The sequence below is a fragment of the Krasilnikovia sp. MM14-A1004 genome (assembly GCF_047159485.1).
Classification (GTDB): Bacteria; Actinomycetota; Actinomycetes; order Mycobacteriales; family Micromonosporaceae; genus Actinoplanes.
Window position 1 is genome coordinate 908,272 of record NZ_AP038773.1, and the last position, 19,862, is coordinate 928,133.

11 protein-coding genes and 1 tRNA gene are annotated in these 19,862 nt (G+C 71.7%); 6 read left to right on the plus strand and 6 right to left on the minus strand.

Annotated elements, in window-relative coordinates; translation table 11 throughout:
* Positions 1-78: 78 nt before the first annotated feature.
* The gene (locus tag ACMCNN_RS04340) at positions 79-477 is read right to left on the minus strand and encodes a PepSY domain-containing protein (RefSeq protein ID WP_412744880.1); all 399 of its coding nucleotides are present in this window, start codon (positions 475-477) and stop codon (positions 79-81) included.
* A gap of 313 nt (positions 478-790) precedes the next feature.
* On the opposite strand from ACMCNN_RS04340, the gene ACMCNN_RS04345 reads away from it, so the two are divergent.
* Positions 791-6,274, plus strand: a complete 5,484-nt coding sequence (locus ACMCNN_RS04345; protein ID WP_412744881.1) for an AAA family ATPase — start codon at positions 791-793, stop codon at positions 6,272-6,274.
* 136 nt (positions 6,275-6,410) lie between these two features.
* On the opposite strand, the gene ACMCNN_RS04350 is transcribed toward ACMCNN_RS04345, so the two are convergent.
* Positions 6,411-8,690, minus strand: a complete 2,280-nt coding sequence (locus tag ACMCNN_RS04350) for a fibronectin type III domain-containing protein (RefSeq protein ID WP_412744882.1) — start codon at positions 8,688-8,690, stop codon at positions 6,411-6,413.
* Positions 8,691-9,012: 322 nt separating this feature from the next.
* Positions 9,013-9,903, minus strand: a complete 891-nt coding sequence (locus tag ACMCNN_RS04355) for an ADP-ribosylglycohydrolase family protein (RefSeq protein WP_412744883.1) — start codon at positions 9,901-9,903, stop codon at positions 9,013-9,015.
* 145 nt (positions 9,904-10,048) lie between these two features.
* Between ACMCNN_RS04355 and ACMCNN_RS04360 the strand changes: the two genes are divergently transcribed.
* The gene (locus ACMCNN_RS04360; RefSeq protein WP_412744884.1) at positions 10,049-12,484 is read left to right on the plus strand and encodes a fibronectin type III domain-containing protein; all 2,436 of its coding nucleotides are present in this window, start codon (positions 10,049-10,051) and stop codon (positions 12,482-12,484) included.
* 103 nt (positions 12,485-12,587) lie between these two features.
* Here the strand turns inward: ACMCNN_RS04360 and ACMCNN_RS04365 are convergent.
* The 3 genes from ACMCNN_RS04365 to ACMCNN_RS04375 form a co-directional block, all read right to left on the minus strand.
* Positions 12,588-12,659 (minus strand) — tRNA-Arg (locus ACMCNN_RS04365).
* A 66-nt stretch (positions 12,660-12,725) separates the two neighbouring features.
* A complete protein-coding gene (locus ACMCNN_RS04370) occupies positions 12,726-13,391 on the minus strand; it encodes a DUF305 domain-containing protein (protein WP_412747050.1) in 666 nt (221 codons plus the stop codon).
* The gene (locus tag ACMCNN_RS04375) at positions 13,391-14,215 is read right to left on the minus strand and encodes a DUF3105 domain-containing protein (protein WP_412744885.1); all 825 of its coding nucleotides are present in this window, start codon (positions 14,213-14,215) and stop codon (positions 13,391-13,393) included. The genes ACMCNN_RS04370 and ACMCNN_RS04375 overlap by 1 nt, the downstream gene beginning before the upstream one ends.
* A gap of 97 nt (positions 14,216-14,312) precedes the next feature.
* Here ACMCNN_RS04375 and argS point away from each other — a divergent pair, with 97 nt between their 5' ends.
* The 4 genes from argS (at position 14,313) to thrC (ending at position 19,808) form a co-directional block, all read left to right on the plus strand.
* Positions 14,313-15,977, plus strand: coding sequence for an arginine--tRNA ligase (argS, locus tag ACMCNN_RS04380; protein ID WP_412744886.1), 1,665 nt, complete (start codon positions 14,313-14,315; stop codon positions 15,975-15,977).
* Between the two features lie 3 nt (positions 15,978-15,980).
* A complete protein-coding gene (gene lysA / locus ACMCNN_RS04385) occupies positions 15,981-17,366 on the plus strand; it encodes a diaminopimelate decarboxylase (RefSeq protein WP_412744887.1) in 1,386 nt (461 codons plus the stop codon).
* Positions 17,363-18,676, plus strand: coding sequence for a homoserine dehydrogenase (locus tag ACMCNN_RS04390; protein WP_412744888.1), 1,314 nt, complete (start codon positions 17,363-17,365; stop codon positions 18,674-18,676). Before lysA ends, ACMCNN_RS04390 begins: the two co-directional genes overlap by 4 nt.
* A gap of 64 nt (positions 18,677-18,740) precedes the next feature.
* Positions 18,741-19,808 (plus strand): threonine synthase, encoded by a 1,068-nt coding sequence (gene thrC, locus ACMCNN_RS04395; protein WP_412744889.1) that lies wholly within the window; start codon positions 18,741-18,743, stop codon positions 19,806-19,808.
* Positions 19,809-19,862 lie beyond the last annotated feature (54 nt).

A 19,862-nucleotide genomic window follows, 5' to 3' on the forward strand; every position in this document is an offset into this window, starting at 1 on the left:
CCACATCCGCTCCACCCTTCATGCCTGCCCGGTAGCGGTACGGATATCGGCGTTTCGCGGCTCACCCGCCCCGGGACCTCAGTCGCCGTCGGTGTCGCCGTCCTCGGTCTTGGTGTCGACCACCGTGAAGTCCTTGTCGATGTACACCTCGATGCTCTTGCCGCCGTCCTGTTCGACCTCGACCGCGTACAAGCCCGGTTTCTCGGTGTCGTGCTCGGACTTCTTCACCGTGCCCGGGAACTTCTTCAACGCCGCTGCCTCGGCTTTCTCCTTGACCTCACCGGTCAGCGGTTCTTCCTTCTCCTTTTGCTCCCCGGCCTCATCGCCACTGTCGCGCCCTGCGGACTGGGTCTGAGTCTGCTCAGCGGCGGCCGGGGCCCGCTGCTGATCGGCGGCGGCCGGGGTGCTGGGGCCGGAGCAGGCGGACATGCCGCCGACGAGCAGAAGGCCGGCCGGGACGATGAGCCTGAGCTTCACGAGAGCGTCTCCCCACGAGTGGATGGTTACCGTCGGTGTTCACCCGACCGTCACCCCCGAAGGCCGAGTCCGGCCGCCGGGAGCGCGTGGTGAACGACAAGAACGTTATGGAGACCCACCGCAGGGCCCGGCCAGCGCACGGTTAGGGAACCGACAAGTCGCCGCCAAGAATCGTCTGATCGGGCCGTGATGGGCGCTCCCGGAAGCTCCTCGGCCGGGCCGCCGGCCGGTGGTTCTCGCTGGTCAGATGGTTCCGCTGCCTTTGTGAGGAAAAATCGTGTGATCACCTGGCAAGTGGCATAACTTTCGATTTATGGCAGAGGCGCTGCTGTATCGCAGCTACCGGACGAACGTCCTCCGCCAGAGCGCCCCCGGCGACGCCGACCCGCTGATCTGCAAACGCGCCCGGGGCCCAGGGGCGGTCGGGCGGGTCGATCACGAACGTTCCGTCCTGCGCCATCTCGCCGGTATCGCCGGAATCCCCGGCCTGGCGGACCGCCAGGGTCGGCAGATCCTGATGCTGCACGACCACGGCGCTCCCACCCCGCCCCGTATCCGGCTGCCGGTGGGTCGCCTGGTGAAGGTCGCCCGCGAGCTCGCCGACACCCTTGCCGCCGTTCACCGGGCCGGGGTCCTGCACCGCGACATCACCCCGGCCAATCTGATGATCTCCGGCTCGGGCCGGCCGGTGTTGATCGATTTCGACCTGGCCGTGGTCGTCGGGGACGGGCCGGGCGGATCCGCGCCACCGGACGAGCCGCTGGGCACGCTCGGCTACCTGCCCCCGGAGCAGACCGGCCGGTTGCGGCTGCCGGTCGACCGGCGCTCCGACCTGTACGGCCTGGGCGCCACCCTGTACGCGCTGGCGACCGGCGCCGCGCCGTTTCCCGGCGACGACCCGCTTGAACTGGTCCGCGACACCCTGGTCCGGGTGCCGCCGTTCCCCACGGACCCTAATCCGCGGATTCCGCGGCGCCTCGGCGAGATCATCATGCGGCTGCTGGAGAAGGACCCCGACCGCCGGTACCAGAGCGCCGAGGCCCTCGCTCACGATCTGCGCCGTTTCGACGCCGGGCCGGGTTCCGGTTGGCGGCTGGGCGAGCGGGACTTCCCGGCGGTGCTGTCCGGCCCGGCCGAGCTGGTCGGCCGGGACGGGGAGATCCGGCTGCTGGATGCGGCGCTGGATCAGGCGCAGGCCGGTGGTGGCCCGGCCGTGCTGATCGCCGGGCCGCCCGGGATCGGCAAGAGCACGCTGGTGGCCGGACTGCGCCCGGCGATCACCGCACGCGGCGGGTGGTTCGTCACCGGCAAGTACGACCAGTTCCGTACCGGCACCGGCAGCGGCGGCATCCGGCGTGCCGTGGCTGCCGTCGCCGGCCTGCTCCTCGCCGAGCCGGAACCGGAGATGGCCACCGACCGGGACCGGCTGACCGCCGCGCTCGGCCCGTACGCCGCGGCCATCACCACCGCCGTCCCCGAGATGACACCCCTGCTCGGTTCGGCGGACGGGTCCATGTCGGACGACCCTGGCACCGCATCCGGCCGGATCAGCACCGCCCTCGTCGCGCTGTTGCGCACCGTCGCAGGGCGCCGCCCTGTCGTCATGGCCATCGATGATCTGCAGTGGGCCTCCGGTTCCTCGTTGCGGGTGTTGGACGCCGTCATCTCGGCCGGTCCGATCCCGGGCCTGCTCGTCGTGGCCACCTACCGCGACCGGGAGGTGGATGACGGTCACCCGCTGACCCCGCTGGCCGCGCGCTGGGAACGCGAGGGCCTGACCACCCCGCCGGTCCGGCTGGGCGGGCTCGCCCCGGGCAGCCTCGCCGAGCTGGTCGGCGCGGTCCTGCGGATGCCGCCGACCTCGGCTGCCGGTCTGGCCGAACTGATCAATCAGGGCAGCGAGGGTAATCCGTACGCGTCGGTGGAGTTGCTCAACGCGCTGCGCGCCGACGGCCTGTTGGCCCTGACGGATGACGGCTGGCGCTGGGACGCGGACGCGGTCCGCGAGTTCGTCACCCGGCACCATGTCCCGGAGCTGGTGGCGGCCCGGATCGGGCAGTTGCCCGAGCAGACCCGGCGGACGCTGACGGCGCTGGCCTGCCTCGGCGGCGACACCCGGCCGGCGCTGCTGGCCACGGCTCTGCACACGCCGGAGAGCGTCCTGGTCCAGCACCTCGCCACGGCCGTCGCCGGGCGGATGGTCCTGCTGGAGCGGCCCGGCACCGCGACAGCGACGGTCCGGTTCCGGCACGACCTGATCCAGGGAGCCGCGCACAACGATCTCACCGGCGAACGACGCGACCAGCTGCAACTGGCCATGGCCCGGCGCCTGGCCACCAGCGAGGACGCCCAGCAGGAGGCCGCCGAGCAGTACCTCGCCGTGGCCGCTCTGCTGCAGCAACCCCGCGAGCAGCAGCTGGCGGCGACGCTGCTGCACGCGGCCGGTCGCCGGGCGACCCAGCTGACCAATTTCCAGGTCGCCGACGAGCTGTTCAGCTGCGCCGCCACCCTCGCCAAGAAAGCGGGCCGGCACGGCGAGCGGGCCGGCGACGCCATCGCCGTGGACCGGCACGCCGCGCTCTACTGCCTCGGCCGCCTCACCGACGCCGACAACGTCTACCACGACCTGGTCAGCCGGTCGCCCGACCTGCTGACCCTCTCGCGCGCCACGGTCACTCAGATCAACAGCCTGACCCAGCGCGGCAACAACACGGCCGCCATCGACCTCGGCCTGGCGGTGCTGCGCCGGCTGGGCATCGTCCCACCCCGGGACCTGAACCGTTCCATCAGGACACGCATCCAACGGCTGTACCGGTGGGTCGCCCAACTCGACGCCGGCACGCGCGCCGACCGCGACGCGGAGACGACAGACCCGCGCATCGTCGCGGCCGGGCGGCTGATCAACCGCCTGCTCGCGCCCACCTGGCAGCTCAACTCGGCGGTGCTGTGGGACTGGCTGGTGCTCAAGGCGCAGGAGCTGTGGGAACGGCACGGCGTCTGCCCGCCGTTCGTCGGCACGTTGGGTGCCGTGACCGGCTTGACCATCGGCCTGCGCGACGACTACCGCACCGGCTACCTGCTGAACCAGCACGTCATCCGCGTCGGCGAGCAGCACGGTTACCAGGCCGAAACCGCCATCGCCCGGTACATGAACGTCTGCCTGGCCGCGCACTGGTTCGAGCCGCTCGAGGACATCCTCGACGCGGCCCGCCAGGTTCGCGACGACCTGCTGGCGGCCGGCGACGTGCAGGTCGCCAGCATGGTGGCGAACCGGCTCATCGCGGTGCTGCTGGACAGCACCGAGACCCTGGAGGCGGTCGGCGAGGAGCTGAGCCCGTACCTGGCGTTCGCGGAGCGGACCGGTGGGCACCTCGCCACGCTGATCATGACCGGCTACCGGCAGCTGATTCTGGCCCTGCAGGGACGGACCGCGGGTCCGGGGTCGTTCGCCACCGGCGGCTTCGACGAGGTCGGGTACCGGTCGGCGATCAGTTCCTTCGGGGCGCCGCGGGCCACGTACCACGCCAACCGTGCCTTCGCGGCGCTGCTGTTCGACGATCGCCCGGCACTCGACGAGCACTCCGCCGCGGCGATCGCGGACGGTCCATTTCTGCGCGGCTACTACGTGTCGGTGCTGGCCCGGCTGACCCGCGCACTCAGCCTGACGTCCCGGATCCGCGCCGGGGAGGACGATCCGGCGGTGGCCGCGGAACTCGACAGCGTCCGTGACTGGCTGGCCCGGCGCGCCGACGACTGCCCCCGCAACTTCCGGGCCCTGCTGCGGCTCGTCGACGCCGAACGGGCCTGGACGTTCGGCGACCTGGCGACCGCCGCGCAGCAGTTCGACGCCGCCCTGAACGAGGTGTCCGGGCGACCGTGGCACCGGGCGCTGATCGCCGAACGCGCCGGCCTGTTCCACCTCGACCAGGGGCTCCAGTACCTCGGCCGCCACCTGCTCGCCGAGGCCCGCGACGGCTACCACCGGTGGGGCGCCGTCGGCAAGGTCGACGCGCTGGAGACGGCTCATCCGTTCCTGCGCACGGCCGCCGCACCGGCCGCCGGGCCCAGTGGTGTCCAGTCCGATCCGTCGCGTCACATTGATCTGATGGCGATTCTGCGGGTGTCGCAGGTGCTCAGTTCGCAGACCACTGTGGCTGGTTTGCAGGAGCAGGTCGGTGATCTGTTGAGCACGATGACGGGTGCGACCGATGCGCATCTGGTGTTGCAGCAGCGGGAGACGTCGGGCTGGTATGTGTCGTCGATCGCGGGCGAGTATCGGGGTGGTGGGGCCACGTTGCTGCATGATCCGGCGCATCACGATGAGCGGCGTCTGCCGATGTCCGCGATCCGGTATGTGCTGCGGACCGGGGAGCCGTTGCTGGCCGTGGACGCGACCCGGGATGATCGGTTCGCCCGCGATCCGTATCTGGCCGGGTTGGAGCTGTGTGCGCTGCTGGTGATGCCGGTGCCCAGCCACAATGTGGCGCGGGCGGTGCTGGTGCTGGAGAATCGCCGGCAGCGGGGGGTGTTCTCGACTGACCGGTTGGAGACGGTCCGGTTGATCGCCGGGCAGCTCGCCGTGTCGTTGGACAATGCGATCCTCTACGACGCGTTGGAGAGCACGGTGCGGGCCCGGACCGCTGATCTGGCGGCGACGAACCGGCGGTTGGCCGACAGCGAGCGGCGGATCCGGTCGTATTTCGAACACGCCGCAGTGGGGCAGGTCATCCACGGCACCGACGACCGGATCGAGGTGGCGAACCCGGCGTTTTTGACGATGGTCGGTACGAGCGCGGAGAAACTCGCCGGGAGCAGGCTGACCGATCTGTTCGGCCCGGCGGAGCGGGCCACCCACCGGCGGGAGCTGGGCGCGGTCATCGCCGATCACCGGCCGGTGATCAGCCGGGAACTGTCGCTGCAGCGGGCCGGGCAGCGCCCGTTGCCCGTGCATGTCACGGTCTCCGCGGTCCGTGACGGCGACGGCCGGCCCGATCATCTGGTCAGCATCTTCCAGGACATCAGCGCCCGCACGGCCGCCGAGGCCGCCCGCGACGACGCGCACCGCCTACTCGCCGGCCGTAACCGGGAACTGGAAGCGGCGAACCGGCTCAAGGCCGACCTGATCGGCATGCTCGGCCACGAGATCAACAACCCGCTCGCGATGATCCTCGGATACATCGACCTGGCCCTGGCCGAACACGACCTGCCCGCCCCGCTGGAGGACCTCCTCGTGAAGATCCACCGCAGTACCCGGCGGGTGGACACCATCGTGCATGAGGTCCTCGTCCTGGTCAGTATCGACGCCGGCCGGCTCACCGCCCTGCCCCAACCGATCCGGGTCGCCGAACACATCGACGCCGCGCTGGCCGCCACCGCCACCACCACCACCATCGCGGTCAGCTGCCCACCCGACCTGATCGCCGCGATCCAGCCCGGCCACCTCGACCACATCCTGACCAACCTGATCAGCAACGCCGCGAAATACGGCGGCGGCGCCACCGCGATCATCGCCCGGCCCGTCCCGCACACCCCGACCGTCACCATCCAGGTCCACGACCAGGGACCCGGCGTGCCGCCCGACTTCCGCACCCGGCTCTTCGACCGCTTCGCCCGCGCCGGCACCACCGCCGGTACCGTGCCCGGCACCGGACTCGGCCTCTACATCGTCCGCGAACTCGCCCGCGCCAACGGCGCAGACATCACCTACCATCCCGCACCCGGACACGGCTCCATCTTCGAACTCACCCTCCAGGCCCCCGCCACCGTACCGTCGGCCGTGGCCGCCGCACCGTCGTGACGAGTCAGGCCGCTGACCGATGTTCTCGCTGGTCAGCGGCCTGATTGGCGCAAGGTCGAATGGGCGCCGGAACAGGTGCTACCGGGGGGCCCGCCAGCGCGGCGAGCCCCCCGGTAGGTGGCGTGCGATCCGGCCGTCAGGAGACGGTGAACGGCCCGGCCACTCCGCCCTGGTTCGACTCGATGTAGATGACGGCGGGCCGGCTGGATGGGGCCTGCCCGTCGCGCAGTCGAAGGTCGTAGTCACCGGCGGCCGTGATGGTGGTGGTGCCCAGCACCGGTCCGGCCAGCGATCCGGAGTGGAGCGACAGGGTGGCGCCGACGAACGACCCGGAGCCGGTGATTCTGAAGTCGCCGGTCTTCCACTTCGCGGTGCCGATCGTGACCCGGTCGACGGTCGGGGTGATGAGCACGTCGTCGCTCTTCGAACCGGCCGCCGTGGTGACGGTGAGCCGGAAGGTCAGCCCCTTGTTGGTCATCGGGAACTTGTAGAGCGGCATGGTGAAGCTGGGGCTGAGCGTGTCGGCGCCGGCCAGCGTGACCCGGTCCGGATCACCGGCGGCGATCGGACCGGTGGTCCCGGTGGCGAGCTGGGTCCACGCGTACGTGGCGTTCGCCGTGGAGCCCGCTCCGGACAGCGTGACCGTGGTGTTGCGGGCCACGGCGGTGCGGTCGACACCGGCGTTGGCCACCACCGCGCCCTGCGGGGTCAGCGGTCCCAGCCGGTCCGAGGGCGAGCCGTACCCGTTGGCGTTCTTCGCCTGCACCGTGAAGAAGTACGGCGTGTCCGGCGTGAGGCCGGTGATGGTCATCGTCGTCTCGGTGGTCTCCCGCAGGTCGCCGACCGCGGTGCCGTCCTTGTCCGTGACCTGGACGCCGTAGCCGGTGATCGACGGGTCCGTGGCGGACCAGGACAGGGTGACCTGTTCGGTGCCGACGGTCGACGCGCCGAAGGTGGGCGCGTTCGGGGTCGGCGTGTCGGTGATGGTGTACGTCCGCTCGCCGATCGCCGAGACGTTGCCCGCCAGGTCGAACGCGACGAACTTCAGCGTCGACGTCGCCGAGACGGTGATCGGCCCGGTGTAGAGCACGGCGTCGGGGGAGAGGACGTCGGCCACGATCGGATCGGTGCCGTCGGTGGTGTAGTAGATCTCCGAGCCGGACTCGCTGGCGTTCAGCGTCACCTGCCGGGCGGTGGGGTAGCTGCCGGTCGCCACCGACGCGGTCACCGTGGGCGGTGTGACGTCGGTCTGCGGCTGCGCGATCACCGGCGGGTAGGTCTGTCCCACGCTGCTGACCGCGACCACCTCGATGTCGTACGTCTCGGTGTCCGACAGCCCGCTGATCGTGGTGCCCTTGGCGGCCTGCCCGCTGATCCGCCGGCCGATCTCCGCCTGCTCACCACCGGTGGTGGTCCGCGCGACCGCCGTCGCCCGGTAACCCGTGATGGCGGGCGTGCCCGGCAGCGCGACGGACGGCGTCCAGCTGAGCTTCACGCCGCCGGCCACCTTCACCGCGGTGACATCGGGCGGGCCGGGCGGGCCGGACTGCAGCGGCCCGTTGGGGCATCCACCCATGCCGGGGCCGCCCGCTTCGCCGTGCTCGGCGATGGTCAGGCCCTGCCGGTTGGCGTCGGGGTCGGTGAACTCCCAGGACAGCAGCCGTTCGCCGAGGCCGGCGTTGGCGGCGATCCGGGCGACGGCCGGGTCATCGAAGATGTACGTCGCGGTGAACGTGTCACCGCTGAACGTCATGCCGGACCGGTAGCCGCCGCGCGGCGCCGCGGTCAGCGGGCCGGGCAGGGCCCGGACGTCGCGTCGGCCCACGGCGGTGTCGGTCAGCGCGGGCTCGACGATCCGCTGCTCGGTGTTGGCCCGGTCCACGCTGGGCCCGATGTGCCCGGTCACGGTGACCGTGGTGCCGTCCTGCACGGCGTCGCCGGTGACATACGCGTCGCCCGCCACGGTCTGCGCGACAGGGGTGTCCCCGAAGCGGATCGAGGCGACGTCGCCCGGCTGGATGTCGGGGGTGATCTTCAGTCCGGTGCCCGCACCCCAGCAGTAGCCGCCGGGGTGGTTGATCTCGAACGCGACGTCACCCTCGGCGACGACACCGGCGGCAGAGCCGATGACGCCCACGCCGGGCCGGGTGACCTCGATGATGCCGGTCTCGCCGATGTGGTCCTGGTAGCCCTCGACCGTAATGAAGTCCCGGTCGGGGAAGATGACCAGATTGTCCGGGAAGACCGGCAGTCCGGCCGCGGCAGCGGCGCCGCCGGACATGACGGTGACGCCGGCCGCGGCGGCCAGCACCGCCGCGACGGTGAGCCGGGCCGTGCGTCCCGGAGTCAGAATCGAGGGCTTCGTCGACGGATCGGATGCCGTCGTGCTCGGCGGTGCGCCATCGGGTCGAGGCATGGGACGGGGCTCCCTTTCAACGAACGAGAGGCGCCTGACCGCCGCTCGCGACGGTGGGGCGCCGGGGTGCGATCAGGCCGGGAAGGGGCCCTCACGAGGTACGGAAAGGCGGTGGCGACAACGCCGCCACCGCCTGCTCCCGGAACAGCTCACTACCTGTCCAGGTCTGCACCATTTGTGACGCAGTCCACAGGACCGGCCGAGCGTACGGATGCGCCTGTGGTTTTCCTGTGGAAAAGCTGAGGTCCTCTGGATCGGCCCTTGATGCCGGGCTGCTATCCGGGCGGCGGGCCGGACGACCGGCGGCGGGAATCGTGCGGGTTCAGGCGGCCCCGACCCACTCGGGCAGCGATTCGCAGGCGGCAAGCCACGGCGCGGGCACTCCGGCCAGCCCCGTACGGCCGGCGACTATGCCGCCGACGATCGCGCAGGTGGTGTCGATGTCGCCGCCCGGCAGGGCGGTGGCCCAGAGCGCTTCCGGGAGGTCGTCCAGGTGCCGGGCGGCACACCAGATCGCGTACGGCACCGTGTCCACGGCCGAGATCTGACGGCCGCAGCCGAGCATCTCCCCGGCGTGGCGCGGGTCGGCCGACGGGGCGATCCGCGACGCCCGGCGCAGCCGCGACCCCACCTCGCTGTCGGCCACCTGCTCGGCGGCCCCCTCGATCAGTTCGTCGCCGGCGACGCCGCGGACGCTGAGCGCCGCCGCGACGGCCACCGCGACGGCCCCGGCGACGGCCTCCGGGTGCGCGTGGGTGACCACCGCCGACCGGGATGCCTCGGCCACCACCGCCTGCAGGTCGTCGCAGAACCAGGCGCCGAGCGGGGCGACCCGCATGGCGGCGCCGTTGCCCCAAGACCCCATGCCGTCGAACTTGCGGCGGGTGACGTCCGGCCACGGCTCGCCGGCGCCGATCGCGCGCAGCACGTCATGCATGGAAGGGCCGTAGGACCGGTGCGGATCGGCGGCGTAGCTGCCGGCGAACGCGGCCGCCAGCGCGTCCTGGTCGACGTGCCCGCACTCGCGCAGTACGCGCAGCAGTGACAGCGCCATGGCGGTGTCGTCGGTCCATGGCCAGGGCCCGTCACTGAGCCGCCGCTCGGCCACGGCCCGCTCCAGCTCATGCGCGGGCCGGAAGAACCACGTCTCACCGAAGGCATCGCCCAGAGCGAGTCCCCGCAACGCCGTCACCGCGGCCGACCGGTTCGCCATCTGGACGATCCTCCTCGACGTCGCCGTGCCCGGCCACCGAGATCGCCGGAACGGGCCGGGTCACCGGCGGCGCACCGTAAACGGTCAGCCGCTTTGGCTCAACGCCGGCTCCATCCCGTCGATCAACTCAACTATGCCGAAGCCGATGCGCGCCCTCCTCCCTCCGGGGCTGGCCGTTCTCGTCCTGGTCTTCGGCGCCACGGCCCTGGAGACGAGCACCGCGTCCAGGGCGCCGAGCGCGGCCACCGCCGCGCAGGTCGCTCCGCCGGCCGCGGACATCCCGCCGGCACCGGCCGCGGGCAGCGCGGACACCAGGTCCCTCCCGCCGGGATCCGGGGCTGCGGCAATCCGCGACCTGCCGGGGCCGGTGCACGGCCGCAGCGCCATCCGAGCGCTGGGCAAGCAACTCCCCGGCGTCGCTCGCCTCAACGGGCGCAGCGCCGCGGAGCTGACCCGGCTGTTGACCGACGATCCGACGATGTGGCTGGATCATTCCGGCCGCCTCTTCGTCAAGGACGCACTACCGGCTGCCGCGGTCCCTTCTGCTTCGGCGGCGCCCTCCGCTTCGGCCGCCTCGGCCGCACCGCTCGACCAGACCTTCGCGCTGCACAGCCTGCCCGGCAGCCACCGGACCATCTATCTCGACTTCGACGGCGTCGACGTCGGCACCATCGCCTGGACCGGCCAGGGGCTCGCGCAGGGCTCGTACGCGGGCTGGGATCCGCTGCACGACGGTACGGGGTTCGCCGATCGCGAGCGGGTCGCGATCCAGGAGATCTGGGCCCGCGTCGCCGAGGACTACGCGCCGTTCAACGTCGACGTCACGACGCAGGATCCGGGTGAGGCCGCGTTGACGCGCACGAACTCGTTCGACGCCGACTACGGCACCCACCTCGTCATCACCGACAGCGACACCGCCTGGGCGAGCCTGTGCGACCGCGCCTGCGGCGGCATCGCGTGGCTCGGGACCTTCGGTGCCACCGAGACCGCCGGGTGGTACCAGGACGCATGGGTGTTCCCGGCCGGCACCAGCGACCTCCCCCAGTCCATCGCGGAGGCCGTGTCCCACGAGGTCGGGCACACCCTCGACCTGACCCACGACGGCACCACCGCTGATGGCGACGGCAGCTACGACGAGGGCCACGAGCCGTGGGCGCCGATCATGGGTGTCGGCTACTACCACGGCGTCACCCAGTGGTCCAAGGGCGACTACGCCGACGCGAACAACCACCAGGACGACGTCGCCGTCCTCGCCTCCCATGCGCCGCTCCGCGCCGACGAGGCGGGCAGCACCAGGGCGACCGCCGCGCGGATGACGAACGGCACCGCCTACATCACCAGCCGCAGCGACATCGACTACTACGCGCTCGGCACCTGCACCGGCACGACGACCGTCACCGCGCAGCCCGCGGCGACGGGCCCCGACCTCGACGTGGTCCTCACCGTCGTGGACGCCGCCGGGAATCCGGTCGCCGCCGCGGCCCCGGCCACCACCGAGGCGGACGGGCCCGAGCCGTGGCCGTGGGTGGACGGGGCGTACGTCATGGGCCCGCAGATCACCGGAATGAACGCCACCGTCGCCACGACGCTGCCGACCGGCCGCTACTACGCGATCGTGGACGGCGGCGGTGCCGAGGAAGGCGGTGCCGGTGATCCGGTCGACGACTACGACGATTACGGCAGCCTCGGCGCGTACACGATGGCGACCACCGGTTGCGACCTGGCCGCCGTCACCGTGCCCGGCGTTCCCGCGGACCTGACCGCGAGCATCACCGCCGAGGACGGACTGACCGCCACCTGGGCGGCGCCCGCCGACGACGGCGGTGCGGATCTCCTCGGCTACGACGTCTCGCTCGACGGCGCTGCCCCGGTGCGGGTCGCCGCGGGCGTCACCAGCCGTTCGTGGCCGGCCGTCACGACGGGCAGCCACACGGTGTCCGTGATCGCCGTGAACTCCGTCGGTGGGAGCCCGGCCACCACCGGTTCGGTGGAGGGGACGCCGGTCGCGCCCGGCGTGGTCCGCGGACTGCAGGCCGTGCCCGACGTCGGGCGCGGCAGCCTGAAGCTCACCTGGACGGGGCCGGCCGACGACGGCGGCGCCGCCGTCACCGGGTACCTGGTTGGCGTCGGGTCGAGGACGTACACCACGTCGGGGACGTCGCTGACGGTCTCGGGGCTGGTTCGGGGTGCGACGTACCGGGCGACGGTGGCGGCACGCAACAGCGCCGGCACAGGCCCCGTCAGCGCGCGGTCGGTGGCGTTCACCACCGTCCCCGACGCGCCGGGGATCGGTGCTTCGAAGGCGGGCCGCAAGGGGGGCGGCACGACCGCCGTGTACGGGTGGTCGGCTCCGGCCGCGACCGGCGGTAGCGCCGTCAGGGGCTACGAGGTCACCGTCATCACCCTGAAGAACGGGCGGAGGGTCTCGGCGAGGGCGTACGCCGCCGCCGCGTCGGCCCGGTCGTTCGAGGTCAAGCTGCCCGTCCGGAAGGGCGTCACGTACGCGGCGGTCGTCCGGGCCAGGAACGCTCTCGGATGGAGCCCGCCCAGTGCCCGGTCGAGGGCGGTCACGCCCCGCTGACGCCGGCAGCTGCCACCGTGCGGGCGGACATGGCCGGAGGACGAGTAAGGCCGCCGACCCTGTTGATGCTGGTCAGCGGCCTGAAAGTCCTGATGAGCGAATGTGCCCCCGGCAGGATTCGAACCTGCGCTTTCGCCTCCGGAGGGCGACGCTCTATCCCCTGAGCTACGGGGGCTCAGCGCTGAGAAGCCTAGCAGGCACCGCCGGAGCCTGACCAACCGGCTCCGGCGGCGCGCCGCGGTCAGCTCGTCTGCAGCTTCTTGAGCAGGTCGTCGATCAGGTTGATCTCGCCCTGCTGGCTGGCGACCATGGTCTGGGCGAGCCAGGTCACGTCCTCGTCGTCGGACAGCCTCAGCGCCTCCTGGGCCATGTGGATCCCGCCCAGGTGATGTTTGCGCATCAGGGTCAGGTACTGGATGTCCAGGTCCTTGCCCGTGGCCTTGCGCAGCGTCGCGATCGCCTCGGGGGTGGCCATGCCGGGCATGAGGCCGTTGACCACCGAGCCCGCCGAGTTGGGCATCCACGCCATCGGTTGCTGCGAGCTGGTCGGGCTGAGCCCCCAGTCGCGCAGCCAGGCCTGCATGTAGCCGATCTGCCCGTGCTGGGTGAGCGCGATGTCACCGGCCAGGGTGACGATCTCCGGGTTCGTGGAGTTCGCGTGGGCGATCATGGACATCTCGACCGCCTGGGCGTGGTGCGTGCTCATGTCGCGCAGGAATCCCGCCTCGACCGAGTCGTCGCCCGGCGTACGCAAACGGGGAATCAGCAGGCCCAGGGCCGCGCCGACCACCAGGCCCAGGACGAGCCCCGCGGCGATCCAGCCGACCCCCCAGCGGCGCCCGGTGGGCCGCTGGGGTTCGTCGCCGGACTCGGCGGTCGCCGAGTCCGCGTCGGTCGGCGCGTCCATCACTTGTTCATGCTGGTGCCGTTGGAGGCGGCGGTCACCGGGCCGGTCGTGGTGTTGCCGCCGGAGCAGGCCGCGCCGGGCTCCATGGTTGCGTTGAGCCGCAGGTCCTTGATGAAGTCGTCGATCCGCGGGTCGTTCGCGTTGTCGACCTTGAGCTGGTAGCCCCAGGCCTGCAGCGCGACGTTCTTGTCGAGGTTCGCGACCGGGCTCATCAGCAGGTAATCCTTGCCCTTGACCTTGTCGGCCAGCTCGGCGACCTGGTCGGCGGGCAGCCCCTGCTTGTACGTGACCCAGACGGCCCCGTGCTCCAGGCTGTGCACCGCGTGCTCGTTGGCGATCGGCTCGGTGTACACGTCACCCATGCAGTTCTGCCACACCGGGTTGTGCGCGCCGCCCACCGGCGGGTTGGTGACGTACGTCTGCGGACCGTCCTTGTGGTCCCGGGCGTCGATCTGCGGGTTCTTCTGGGCGCGGTAGTTCACGATGCCCTTGATGTCGGCGGCCTTGTCTTCCCACGACTTGCCGCCCTGCACCGCCGCGTACGCGCCGAAGCCGATGATGCCCACCGCGACGAGCACGACGGCGCCGACCATCGCGATGGGGCCCCAGCTGCGGCCGCCGCTGACCTTGACCGGCGTGACGGGCTTGCGGCCCTTGCCCTTGGCGCCCGGCTTCGCTGCGCCGGGCTTCGTGCCGCCGGGCTTGGCGCCACCGGCCTTCGCGGCGGGCTTGGCGCCGCCCGCCGGGGGCTTGCCCTGGCCGGACGTCTTGTCGACCTTCACGGTGGACGGGTTCCGTTCGGGACCCGGGGTGCTCATGCTCATCGTGCCTCGTCAATGTGTTCGAAATTGAGGGCCGGGCCCGTGAGCAGGGCACCGGGACGCCGCCGAACGCCAAAGTCTACCCGGATAGCATGACTCGGTGACTCCCGCCGACCTCGCCATCATCGTTCTCGACGCCGCACGGGCCGTGTTCGCCGCCCGCGGCCTCGACACGACCCTGCTGCCCGCCGCGACGACCGTCGAGCGGCCCCGCAACCCCGAGCACGGCGACTACGCCTCGACGCTGGCCATGCAGCTCGGCAAGCGGGCCGGGGTCGTGCCCCGCGAGCTGGCCGCCGGGCTCGCCGACGAGCTGGGCCGACGTCCCGGGATCAAGAGCGTGGAGATCGCCGGGCCGGGCTTTCTCAACATCCGCCTGGATGCCGCCGCGGCCGGCCAGCTGGCCCGCGACATCGTCCTCGCCGGCGGAGAGTACGGCCACACCGCGCGCCTGGCCGGTCAGCGGATCAACCTGGAGTTCGTCTCCGCCAACCCCACGGGCCCCGTGCACATCGGTGGTGTCCGGTGGGCGGCGGTCGGCGATGCGCTCGCCCGGCTGCTGAGCGCCTCCGGCGCCGACGTCGGCACGGAGTACTACTTCAACGACGCCGGGTCCCAGATCGACAGGTTCGCCAAGTCCCTGTACGCCAGCGCCAAGGGCGACCCGGTGCCCGACGGCGGGTACGGCGGCGCGTACATCGCCGAGATCGCGGCGGCGGTGCTGCTCGCGGTGCCGGACGCGCTGCTGCGTCCCGAGGCCGAGGCGCTGGAGGTGTTCCGGGTCGAGGGCGTGCAGCTGATGTTCGCCGAGATCAAGGCGTCGCTGACCCAGTTCGGGGTGCGCTTCGACACGTACTTCAACGAGAAGGACCTGCACGACCGGGGCGAGCTGGACGAGGCCCTGGTCCGGCTGCGTGAGCAGGGCCACATCTACGAGTCCGACGGGGCGACCTGGCTGCGCACCACCGACTTCGGCGACGACAAGGACCGGGTGCTGCGCAAGTCGGACGGCGACTGGACGTATTTCGCCGCGGACTGCGCCTACTACCTGGACAAGCGCAAGCGCGGCTTCGACCGGGTCGTGATCATGCTGGGTGCCGATCACCACGGCTACATCGGCCGGATGAAGGCCATGGCCGCGTGCTTCGGCGACGACCCGGCGACCAACCTGGAGATCCTCATCGGCCAGATGGTCAACCTGGTGCGCGACGGCGAGCCGCTGCGGATGAGCAAGCGCGCCGGCACGGTGATCACGCTGGAGGACTTCGTGGACGCGCTCGGCGTCGACGCGGCCCGGTACGCGCTGGCCCGCTACTCCTCCGACTCCTCGATCGACATCGACATCGACCTGTGGACGCGGGCCACCCGCGACAACCCGGTCTACTACGTCCAGTACGTGGCCGCGCGTACCGCCGCGGTGGCCCGCAACGCCGCCGAGGTCGGTCTGACCCGCGGCGAGGCGGACGCGTTCCAGCCGGGGCTGCTCAGCCACGAGAAGGAGAACGACCTGCTCAAGGCGCTGGGGGAGTATCCGGCCGTGGTGGCCAGCGCGGCCGAGCTGCGCGAGCCGCACCGGGTCGCCCGGTACCTGGAGGAGGTCGCGGGGGCGTACCACCGGTTCTACGACAAGTGCCGGGTGCTGCCCATGGGCGACGAGCCGATCACCGATCTCCAGCGCGCCCGGCTCTGGCTCAACGACGCCACCCGTACGGTGATCGCGAACGGGTTGGGGCTGCTCGGCGTCTCCGCGCCGGAAAGGATGTGACCCGTGAGGGCTCATGAGGCGGGTGCGCTGCACGGTGACCTGGGCAGCCGGGGACCGGCGTGGCTGCGTACCCCGGAGGACGTCAACGCCCTCGTGCCGCAGCTGTGGCCGCGGACCGTGACCCGCGCGGACGACGGGGCCCTGACCATCGGCGGGCTCAGCGTGCGCGACCTGGCCGCGGAGCACGGCACCCCGGCCTACCTGCTGGACGAGGATGACCTGCGGGCCCGCTGCCGCGACTTCGCGGCGGCCTTCGCCGGTGCGGACGTCTACTACGCGGGCAAGTCGTTCCTGTGCAAGGCGGTCGTGCGGATCGTCGCCGAGGAGGGCCTGTTCCTCGACGTGTGCTCCGGCGGGGAACTGGCGGTGGCGCTGGCGGCGGGCTTCCCGCCCGAGCGGCTCGGCTTCCACGGCAACAACAAGTCCGTCGCGGAGCTGACCCGGGCGCTGGACGCGGGGGTGGGGCGGATCATCCTCGACTCCTTCCACGAGATCGACCGGCTCACGGCGCTGGCCCGCGAGCGCGGGGTCCGGCCCGCCGTGCTGATCCGGGTCACGGTCGGGGTGGAGGCGCATACCCACGAGTTCATCGCGACCGCGCACGAGGACCAGAAGTTCGGCTTCTCGCTGGCCGGTGGGGCCGCGTTCGAGGCGGCCGTGCGCGTTCTCGACGAGGACGTGCTGGACCTGCGCGGGCTGCACTCGCACATCGGGTCGCAGATCTTCGACACGTCAGGGTTCGAGGTGGCCGCGCGGCGGGTGCTGGAGCTGCAGGCGCAGATCCGCGACGCGCGCGGGGTCGAGCTGGTGGAGCTGGACCTGGGCGGGGGCTTCGGCATCGCGTACACCACGCAGGACGATCCGTCGCCCGCGTCGGATCTGGCGAAGCGGATCAACAAGATCGTCGAGTCGGAATGCGACCTGGCCGGGCTGCGCGTCCCGAAACTGTCCATCGAGCCCGGCCGGGCCATCGTGGGCCCGGCCGTCCTCACCCTGTACGAGGTGGGCACGGTCAAGGACGTCGACGGCATCCGCACGTACGTGAGCGTGGACGGCGGGATGAGCGACAACATCCGCACCGCGCTGTACGACGCGTCGTACTCCGCCACGGTGGCCGGGCGCGTGTCGGCGGCCGAACCGTTGCTGGCCCGCGTCGTGGGAAAGCATTGTGAAAGCGGGGACATCCTCGTGAAGGATGAATTCCTGCCCGCCGACGTGCAGCCCGGAGATCTTCTCGCGGTACCCGGTACTGGGGCGTACTGCCGGAGCATGGCCAGCAACTACAACCACGTGCCCCGGCCCCCGGTGGTCGCGGTGCGTGACGGGGAGTCGCGGGTGATCGTCCGGCGGGAGACCGAGGCCGACCTGCTGAATCTGGATGTGGGATGAGTACAGAGCGCAAACCGATACGGCTCGCACTGCTGGGGTGCGGCACCGTCGGCGCCGAGGTGGTCCGGCTGCTGCACGACCAGGCCGGTGACCTGACGGCGCGGATCGGGGCGCCGCTGGAGCTGGTCGGTATCGCGGTGCGCCGTCCGGGCCGCCAGCGCGGCGACGTACCGATCGATCCGGCCCTGTTCACCACGGACGCGCTGGGCCTGGTCAAGCGCGACGACGTGGACGTGGTGATCGAGGTCGTCGGCGGCATCGAACCCGCCCGCAGCTGGATCGTCGAGGCGCTGCGCGCGGGCAAGAGCGTGATCACGGCCAACAAGGCGCTGCTGGCCGAGGACGGCGGCACGCTGCACGACGCGGCGGCCGAGGGCGGCGCAGACCTGTACTACGAGGCGTCCGTGGCGGGCGCGATCCCGCTGCTGCGCCCGCTGCGCGAGTCGCTGCACGGGGACCGGATCACCCGGGTGACCGGCATCGTGAACGGCACCACGAACTACATCCTGTCGTCCATGGACGCCACCGGGGCGGGCTTCACGGAAGCCCTGGAGGAGGCCACCGAGCTGGGCTACGCGGAGGCCGACCCCACGGCCGACGTGGAGGGTTTCGACGCCGCCGCCAAGGCCGCCATCCTCGCCTCGCTGGCATTCCACACCAGGGTCACCGCGGCCGACGTGTTCCGCGAGGGCATGACCGGGGTGACCGCGGGCGACGTGGCCAGCGCCAAGGAGATGGGCTGCACGATCAAGCTGCTCTGCCTGGCCGAGCGCGGCCCCGACTCCCACGGCGCCGAGTCGGTCAGCGTGCGGGTGCACCCGGCGATGATCCCGCGCAGCCACCCGCTGGCCGGTGTGGGTGACGCGTTCAACGCGGTGTTCGTCGAGGCCGAGGCCGCGGGGCAGCTGATGTTCTACGGCCGGGGAGCCGGGGGTACGCCCACCGCCAGCGCCGTGCTGGGCGACGTGGTCGCGGCCGCCCGCAACCGCCTCGCGGGCACCCGCGCCCCGAGCGAGAGCGTCTACGCGCACCTGCCGATCCGGCCGATCGGCGAGGCGGTCACCCGCTACCACATCAGCCTCGACGTGGCCGATCGGCAGGGCGTACTGGCCACCGTGGCCGGGGTGTTCGCCAAGCACGAGGTCTCCATCGCCACGGTGCGCCAGTCCGGCCGCGACGCCGACGCCACCCTGGTGATCGTCACGCACGGCGCTCCCGACTCGCACCTGGCCGCCACGGTCGCGGAACTGGAGCAGCTCGACATCGTCAGGTCGATCGCGAGCGTGCTGCGGGTCGAGGGCGGCGCGTAATCCCGCCAGGTGGTCTCTGGCCGTCCCAAAATCCCGGGTACGGCATCATCGAACGGTCGCAGGCATGAAGGGGTACGAGATGAGCTGGCGGGGACTGATCGAGGCGTACCGGGACCGGCTGCCGGTCACCGATGCCACGCCGGTCGTCACGCTGCACGAGGGGAACACCCCGCTCGTGCCCGCCCCGGTGCTGTCGCGCCGCGTCGGCGCCGAGGTGTACCTGAAGGTGGAGGGCGCCAACCCCACCGGGTCCTTCAAGGACCGTGGCATGACGATGGCGGTGTCCAAGGCGGTAGAGGACGGCTCCAAGGCCATCATCTGCGCGTCCACGGGCAACACCAGCGCGTCGGCCGCCGCGTACGCGGCCCGCGCCGGGCTGACCTGCGCGGTGCTCGTGCCGCAGGGCAAGATCGCGCTGGGCAAGCTGGCCCAGGCACTCGTGCACGGCGCCAAGCTGCTGCAGGTCGACGGCAATTTCGACGACTGCCTCGCGCTGGCCTCCAAGCTGTCCCAGGACTACCCGGTCTCCCTGGTCAACTCGGTGAACATTTTCCGCCTGCACGGGCAGAAGACGGCCGCGTTCGAGATCGTCGAGGCGCTCGGCGACGCCCCGGACATCCACTGCCTGCCGGTGGGCAACGCGGGCAACATCTCCGCGTACTGGATGGGCTATCTGGAGGACCACGAGGCGGGCAACGCCAAGCGCCTGCCGAAGATGTACGGCTTCCAGGCCTCCGGCGCCGCCCCGATCGTCAACGGCCAGGTGGTGCCGGAGCCGTCAACGATCGCCACCGCGATCCGGATCGGCAACCCGGCCAGCTGGACGAAGGCGCTGGACGCACGGGACACCTCCGGCGGGCTGATCGAGGCCGTCACCGACCGGGAGATCCTCAACGCGTACCGGCTGCTGGCCCGCGAGGTGGGTGTCTTCGTGGAGCTGGCCAGCGCGGCCAGCGTGGCGGGGCTGCTGCAGCAGGCCGAGGCGGGCCGGGTGCCCGCGGGCGCGACCATCGTCTGCACGGTCACCGGCCACGGCCTCAAGGACCCGGAGTGGGCGATCAGCACCGCCCCCAAGCCCACCACCATCGGCAACGACGTGGTGACCGCCGCCCGCGCCCTCGACCTGGCCTGAAAAACCCCGGGGGCACGGGCGGGCCCGCTGATCGGGTCGGGCAGACTATGACCT

Coding starts and splice junctions, on each gene's coding strand:
- ACMCNN_RS04345 (WP_412744881.1), top strand. CDS start 791: ATGGCAGAGGCGCTGCTGTATCGCAGCTACCGGACGAACGTCCTCCGC.
- ACMCNN_RS04350 (WP_412744882.1), bottom strand. CDS start 8,690: ATGCCTCGACCCGATGGCGCACCGCCGAGCACGACGGCATCCGATCCG.
- ACMCNN_RS04355 (WP_412744883.1), bottom strand. CDS start 9,903: ATGGCGAACCGGTCGGCCGCGGTGACGGCGTTGCGGGGACTCGCTCTG.
- ACMCNN_RS04360 (WP_412744884.1), top strand. CDS start 10,049: ATGCGCGCCCTCCTCCCTCCGGGGCTGGCCGTTCTCGTCCTGGTCTTC.
- ACMCNN_RS04370 (WP_412747050.1), bottom strand. CDS start 13,391: ATGGACGCGCCGACCGACGCGGACTCGGCGACCGCCGAGTCCGGCGAC.
- ACMCNN_RS04375 (WP_412744885.1), bottom strand. CDS start 14,215: ATGAGCATGAGCACCCCGGGTCCCGAACGGAACCCGTCCACCGTGAAG.
- ACMCNN_RS04390 (WP_412744888.1), top strand. CDS start 17,363: ATGAGTACAGAGCGCAAACCGATACGGCTCGCACTGCTGGGGTGCGGC.
- thrC (WP_412744889.1), top strand. CDS start 18,741: ATGAAGGGGTACGAGATGAGCTGGCGGGGACTGATCGAGGCGTACCGG.